Origin of the sequence: Mycobacterium sp. 852002-10029_SCH5224772, from assembly GCF_001667315.1 — a bacterium.
In the GTDB taxonomy this organism is placed as follows: domain Bacteria; phylum Actinomycetota; class Actinomycetes; order Mycobacteriales; family Mycobacteriaceae; genus Mycobacterium.
The window spans coordinates 1-5,633 of record NZ_LZHT01000130.1 but is presented as its reverse complement, the minus strand read 5'-3'; the positions used below and the strand labels follow the sequence as shown (position 1 = coordinate 5,633).

The following is a 5,633-nucleotide window of genomic DNA, read 5'->3' as shown; positions in this document are numbered from 1 at the left end:
ACCTGCACCAGCGGATGATGCGTCAGCGAGCGGGTGGGGTTGAGCCGCTCCACTAGCAACTCGAACGGCACGTCCTGGTTTTCGTAGGCCTCCAGGCTGCGTTGGCGCACCCGGTCCAGCACGTCGGCGACGCTGGGATCGCCAGCCAGGTCGACGCGCAGCACCAGCGTGTTGACGAAGAATCCCACCAGCTCGTCCAGCGCGGGATCGCGCCGCCCGGCGATCGGAAAGCCCACCGCCACATCGGACGTCGCGGTGATCTTGCCCAGCAGCACCGCCAAGGCCGCCTGCACCACCATGAAACTGGTGGCGTTGTTCGCCCGTGCCACCGCGCGGATTTGTTGCTGCAACTCGGGCGGCCAGTCGATGTCCACGCCGGCGCCGCGGTAATCGGCCACCAACGGATACGGCCGATCCGTCGGCAGCTCGACTCGTTCGGGCAGCCCCGCCAGAGTCCGCTCCCAATAGGCGAGCTGCCCGACAATCGGGCTCTGCGGGTCCTCGAGGTCACCGAATTGGGCTCGCTGCCACAACGTGTAGTCGACGTATTGCACGGGCAGCGGCGACCAATCCGGAGCCCGCCCGGCGCAGCGGCCGGCATAGGCGACCCCCAGGTCGTGCACCAGCGGATTTAGCGACCAACCATCCGCAGCAATATGGTGGACCACCGCCGCCAGCACATGCTCGTCTTCGGAGAGTTGGAAAAGTCGTGCCTGCAAGGGTATTTCGGCTGACAGATCAAATGTGTAACCAGCAGCGTCATCGACGGCCTCCTTTATTTGCGCCGGCGACCAGCCGGCGGCATCTATCACGTCCCACCCGACATCGGCCCCCCCAGCGGGTATCACCACCTGATGCGGCGCCCCGTCACACACGGCAAAAACCGTGCGCAAACTCTCGTGGCGGGCCACCACGTCGACAAGCGCCCAACGCAGCGCGTCGGTGTCCAGCGGCCCGCGCAGCCGTAGCGCGGCCGCCATGTTGTACATCGGCGACGGCCCCTGCAGCTGATCGATGAACCACAGTCGGGACTGCGCAAACGACAACGGCACCACCGCCGGCCGCTCGTCCGCCGCCACCCGCGAAAGCCGCTCCGAACCCCCGTCGAGGCGGGGCGCCAATTGGGCCACGGTGGGCGCCTCGAACAACGCCCGCACCGAAACACCGGCATTCAGGCCGGTATTCACGGCGGCGATCAGCCGCATCGCCGACAGCGAATCCCCGCCCAGGTCGAAGAAGGAGTCGTCGACGCCGACGGACTCCACACCCAGCACCTGCGCGTAGATGCCGGCCAGGATTTCCTCGACGGCGCTCGCCGGCGCCCGGTACCGGTCGACGTCCCGGTACTCCGGGGCCGGCAGGGCGCGGGTGTCGAGCTTGCCGTTGACCGTCAACGGCAACGCCTCGAGCACCACCACCGCCGACGGCACCAGGTAGGTGGGGAGCCGCTGACCCAACCGGGCCCGAATCTCGGGAGGGTCAGCGACTCCGGTCACATAGCCGACGAGATGCTTCTCGCCGGCACGATCCTCTCGGGCGATCACCGCCGCCTGCTCGACGCCCTCGACGTCGGCCAGCGCGGCGCGGATCTCGCCCAACTCAATGCGGTAGCCGCGGATCTTGACCTGCTCGTCCGCGCGCCCCAGGAATTCCAATTGCCCGTCGCGGGCCCACCGCACCACATCCCCGGTGCGATACATGCGTGTTGGGGGCGCCCCCGCGCCGACGAACGGGCAGGCCACGAACCGCGTGGCCGACAGGCCCGGGCGGCCCACATAACCGGCGGCCAATCCGCCACCGGCGATGTACAACTCGCCCACTACCCCGACGGGCACCGGATGCAGCCAGCCGTCGAGCACGAAGAAGCCGAGGCCGGCCAGCGGCACCCCGATGGGGCTGACGCTGCTGTCGACGTCGCCGCCGACAATCTCGCGGAACGAGGCGTGCACCGTGGTCTCGGTGATGCCATACATGTTGACCATGCGCGGCAGCCCGGGATGACGGCGCAACCACGTCGATAACCGGCGCGGCTCCAAGGCCTCGCCACCGAACACCACCGTCTGCAACTTCAACTGCTCACCCAGCTCCGGCGCCAACGCGTCGGCACTCTGCAGCGCATAAAACGCCGACGGGGTCTGGCTCAACACGCTGACCTGCTCGCGAACCAGCAAGGCATGCAAGTCTTCTGGTGATCGGACGACGTCGTCGGGCACGACGACCAGGCGCCCGCCGTGCAGCAGGGTGCCGAAGACCTCCCACACCGAGAAGTCGAACGCCAGGGAATGGCACTGGGTCCAGACCTGCCCCACATCGAGTTGAGCGTCGATGCACTCCAGCAGCTGGGTGACATTGCGGTGGGTGACCGCCACTCCCTTGGGAACGCCGGTGGACCCCGAGGTGTAGATGAGATAGGCGATGCTGTCCGCCGCCGGCACCGGCAGGCCGGTCGCGGGCTGGCTGCCGATCGCGGGATCGTCGATGTCGATGATCCGCCCGGCGAACCCGTCCAGCCGCGGCCGCACCTCGGCGGTGGTCACCGCCGCGATCGGCGCGGCATCAGCCAGCACGAACTGCAGCCGCGCCGCCGGGACGCTCGGGTCGATCGGCACATAGGCCGCCCCGGTCTTGAGCACCGCCAGGATCGCCACGATCGCCTCGCCGGAGCGCGGCATCGCCACCGCGACCCGTTGCCCAGGACCCGCGCCCTGTCCAACAAGCAAGTGCGCCAACCGATTTGTGGCCTCATACAGGCCGCGGTAGGTCCACGACAGGTCGCCGCAGGTGATCGCGATCGCCCCCGGGGCGCGGGCGACCTGGGCGGCGAACAACGCCGGGATCGACACCAGTGCCATGGACGGCACGGTCAATACCGACCGGTTGCCGATTTCGTCGAGCCGCTCGTGCTCGGCGGCGTCGAGCAGATCGATCGACGACAACCGCCGGCCGGGGTCGGCGGTCATGGCCGCCAGCACCCGGCGCAGCCGCTCGATCAGCGTCTCGATGCTGTCCGCGTCGAACACGTCGGTGCGGAATTCCACCATGCCGCCGATGCCGGCAGGCCCGCCATCCCCGTTCCAGCGCTCGGACAGCGACCACACCAGATCCATGCGGGCGACCTGGGTGTCGACCGGCAGCGGGGTGACCTGCACATCCCCCAGCTCCAGCCCCGCGGCGGGGCCGTCGTGCTGCCAGGGCAGGTTCTGCCAGGCCAGCACCACCTGGACCAGCGGATGATGGGCCAGGTTGCGGGTGGGATGGAGTCGGTCCACCAGCACTTCGAACGGCACGTCTTGGTGCTCGTAGGCCGCCAGGCTGCGTTGGCGCACCCGGGCCACCAGGTCGGCGACGGTGGGGTCGCCGCTCAGGTCGACCCGCAGAACCAGGGTGTTGACGAAAAAGCCGACCACGTCATCGAGGGCGGGATCACTGCGGCCGGCGATCGGGAACCCCACCGCCACATCGGAACTCGCACTCATCTTGGCCAGCAGCAGGGCCAGGGCGGCCTGGACGACCATGAAGGTGGTCGCGTTGTGGGCCCGCGCCACCTCGGCGACCTGGTGCTGCAGTTCGGCCGGCCACTCGACATCGATGCGGGCTCCGCGGTGGTCGGCGACCAGCGGATAGGGGCGGTCGGTCGGCAATTCGAGGCGTTCGGGCATCCCGGCCAGCGCGTCCCGCCAGTACCTCAGCTGCGCGGCGATGGGGCTGCCCGGATCGTCGAGGTCTCCGAATTGGGCGCGTTGCCACAGTGTGTAGTCGACGTAGTGCACCGGCAGTGGCGCCCAATCCGGGGCCTGCCCGCTGGACCGGCGCACGTAGGCCGCCCCGAGGTCGCGCACCAGCGGGGTCAGCGACCACCCGTCCGCGGCGATATGGTGGGCCACCGCCACCAACACGTGGTCGTCCTCGGCGAGCTGGAAAAGCTTTGCCCGCAAAGGGATTTCGTTAGACAGATCGAATCGGTGGCACGCGACCGTCTCGATGGCCTGGCTCAGCCGGCTTACCGGCCACCCGGCGGCGTCGATGACCTGCCAGCCGACCTCGGTGCTCGCGGCGGGGAGCACCACCTGTTGGGGGGTGCCCCCGGTCGCGACGAACACGGTGCGCAGGCTTTCGTGGCGGGCCACCACGTCGCCCAGGGCGGTGCCCATCGCGTCGGTGTCCAGGTGTCCGCGCAGCCGCAGGGCGACCGCCATGTTGTGCACCGGGGACGGCCCGTGCAGCTGGTCGAGAAACCAGAGGCGGGATTGCGCGAACGACAACGGCACCACGGCCGGCCGGTCGGCCGCCGTCACCCGGGCGAGCTTGCTTCCGCCGCCGCACACGCGCGGTGCCAGCTCGGCGACCGTGGGCGCCTCGAACAAGGCCCGCACCCCGAGGTGGGCGTCGAGGCCGGTGTTGACCGCGGAGACCAGCCGCATCGCCGAGAGCGAATCCCCGCCGAGGTCGAAGAAGGAGTCGTCGACGCCGACCCACTCGACACCGAGGACCTGGGCGAAGATGCCGGCCAGGATTTCCTCGATGGCGTTTTGCGGAGCGCGAAATCCATTGCCGCCCTGGTAGTCCGGGGCGGGCAGGGCGCGGGTGTCGAGTTTGCCGTTGACCGTCAACGGCAAGGCGTCGAGCACCACGACCGCCGACGGCACCATGTAGGTGGGGAGCCGCCGACCCAACCGGGCCCGAATATCGGTCGGGTCAGCGGCTCCTGTCACATAGCCGACGAGACGCTTATCGCCGGCACGATCTTCACGGACGAGCACCGCCGCGCGTTCAACGCCCTCCACATCGAGCAGCGCGGCGCGGATTTCGCCGAGTTCGATGCGGTAGCCGCGGATCTTGACCTGTTCGTCGGCGCGGCCGAGGTATTGCAGTTGGCCCTCACCGGATCCCGAGTCGTCCCAGCGGACCAGATCGCCGGTCCGATACATGCGGGTTCCGGCCCCGCCGAAGGGGCAGGCGACGAACCGCGACGCGGTCAGCCCGGGCCGGCCGATATATCCCGCGGCCACCCCGGATCCGGCCACATAGAGCTCACCGACGACGCCGGGGGGCACCGGCCGCATCGATTCGTCGAGTACGAACAACGCCGCCCCCGGGACCGGGAAGCCGATCGGAACTGGTCCTGCCCCGGCTTCCAGGGGTGCGCTGATGGTCACACACATCGTGGTCTCGGTCGGGCCGTAGGCGTTCACCATCACCCGTCCGGGTGCCCACTGGTCGACGACCTCGGCCGGGCAGGCCTCCCCGGCCATCACCAGCGACACCGAGTCCAGCCCCTCCGGCGAGAGCATGGCCACCGCCGACGGGGTCTGGGTCAACACGCTGACTTGCTCGGCAACCAGGACGTCGTGCAGGTCGTGCGGCGAGCGCGTCACCGACTCGGGCACGACCACCAGCCGCCCGCCCCGCAGCAGGGCGCCGAAGATTTCCCACACCGAGACGTCGAAGGCCAGCGAGTGGCATTGCGACCAGACCCCCGCGGCCGGCAGGCCGGCGTCCAGCGAACCCAGCAGCTGGGTGACGTTGCGGTGAGTGATCGCAACGCCTTTCGGGACGCCGGTGGTGCCCGAGGTGTAGATCAGGTAGGCGACACCGTCGGGGCCCGGCGTCGGCAACGCCGTCTGGGGCAGGGT

General features: G+C 69.4%; 1 protein-coding gene. It reads right to left on the bottom strand.

Annotated features, from left to right (window positions below; all coding sequences use genetic code 11):
• Positions 1 to 5,633, bottom strand: a 5,633-nt coding sequence (locus A5775_RS22490) for a non-ribosomal peptide synthetase (RefSeq protein ID WP_156660820.1), incomplete at both ends; no start/stop codon positions are given.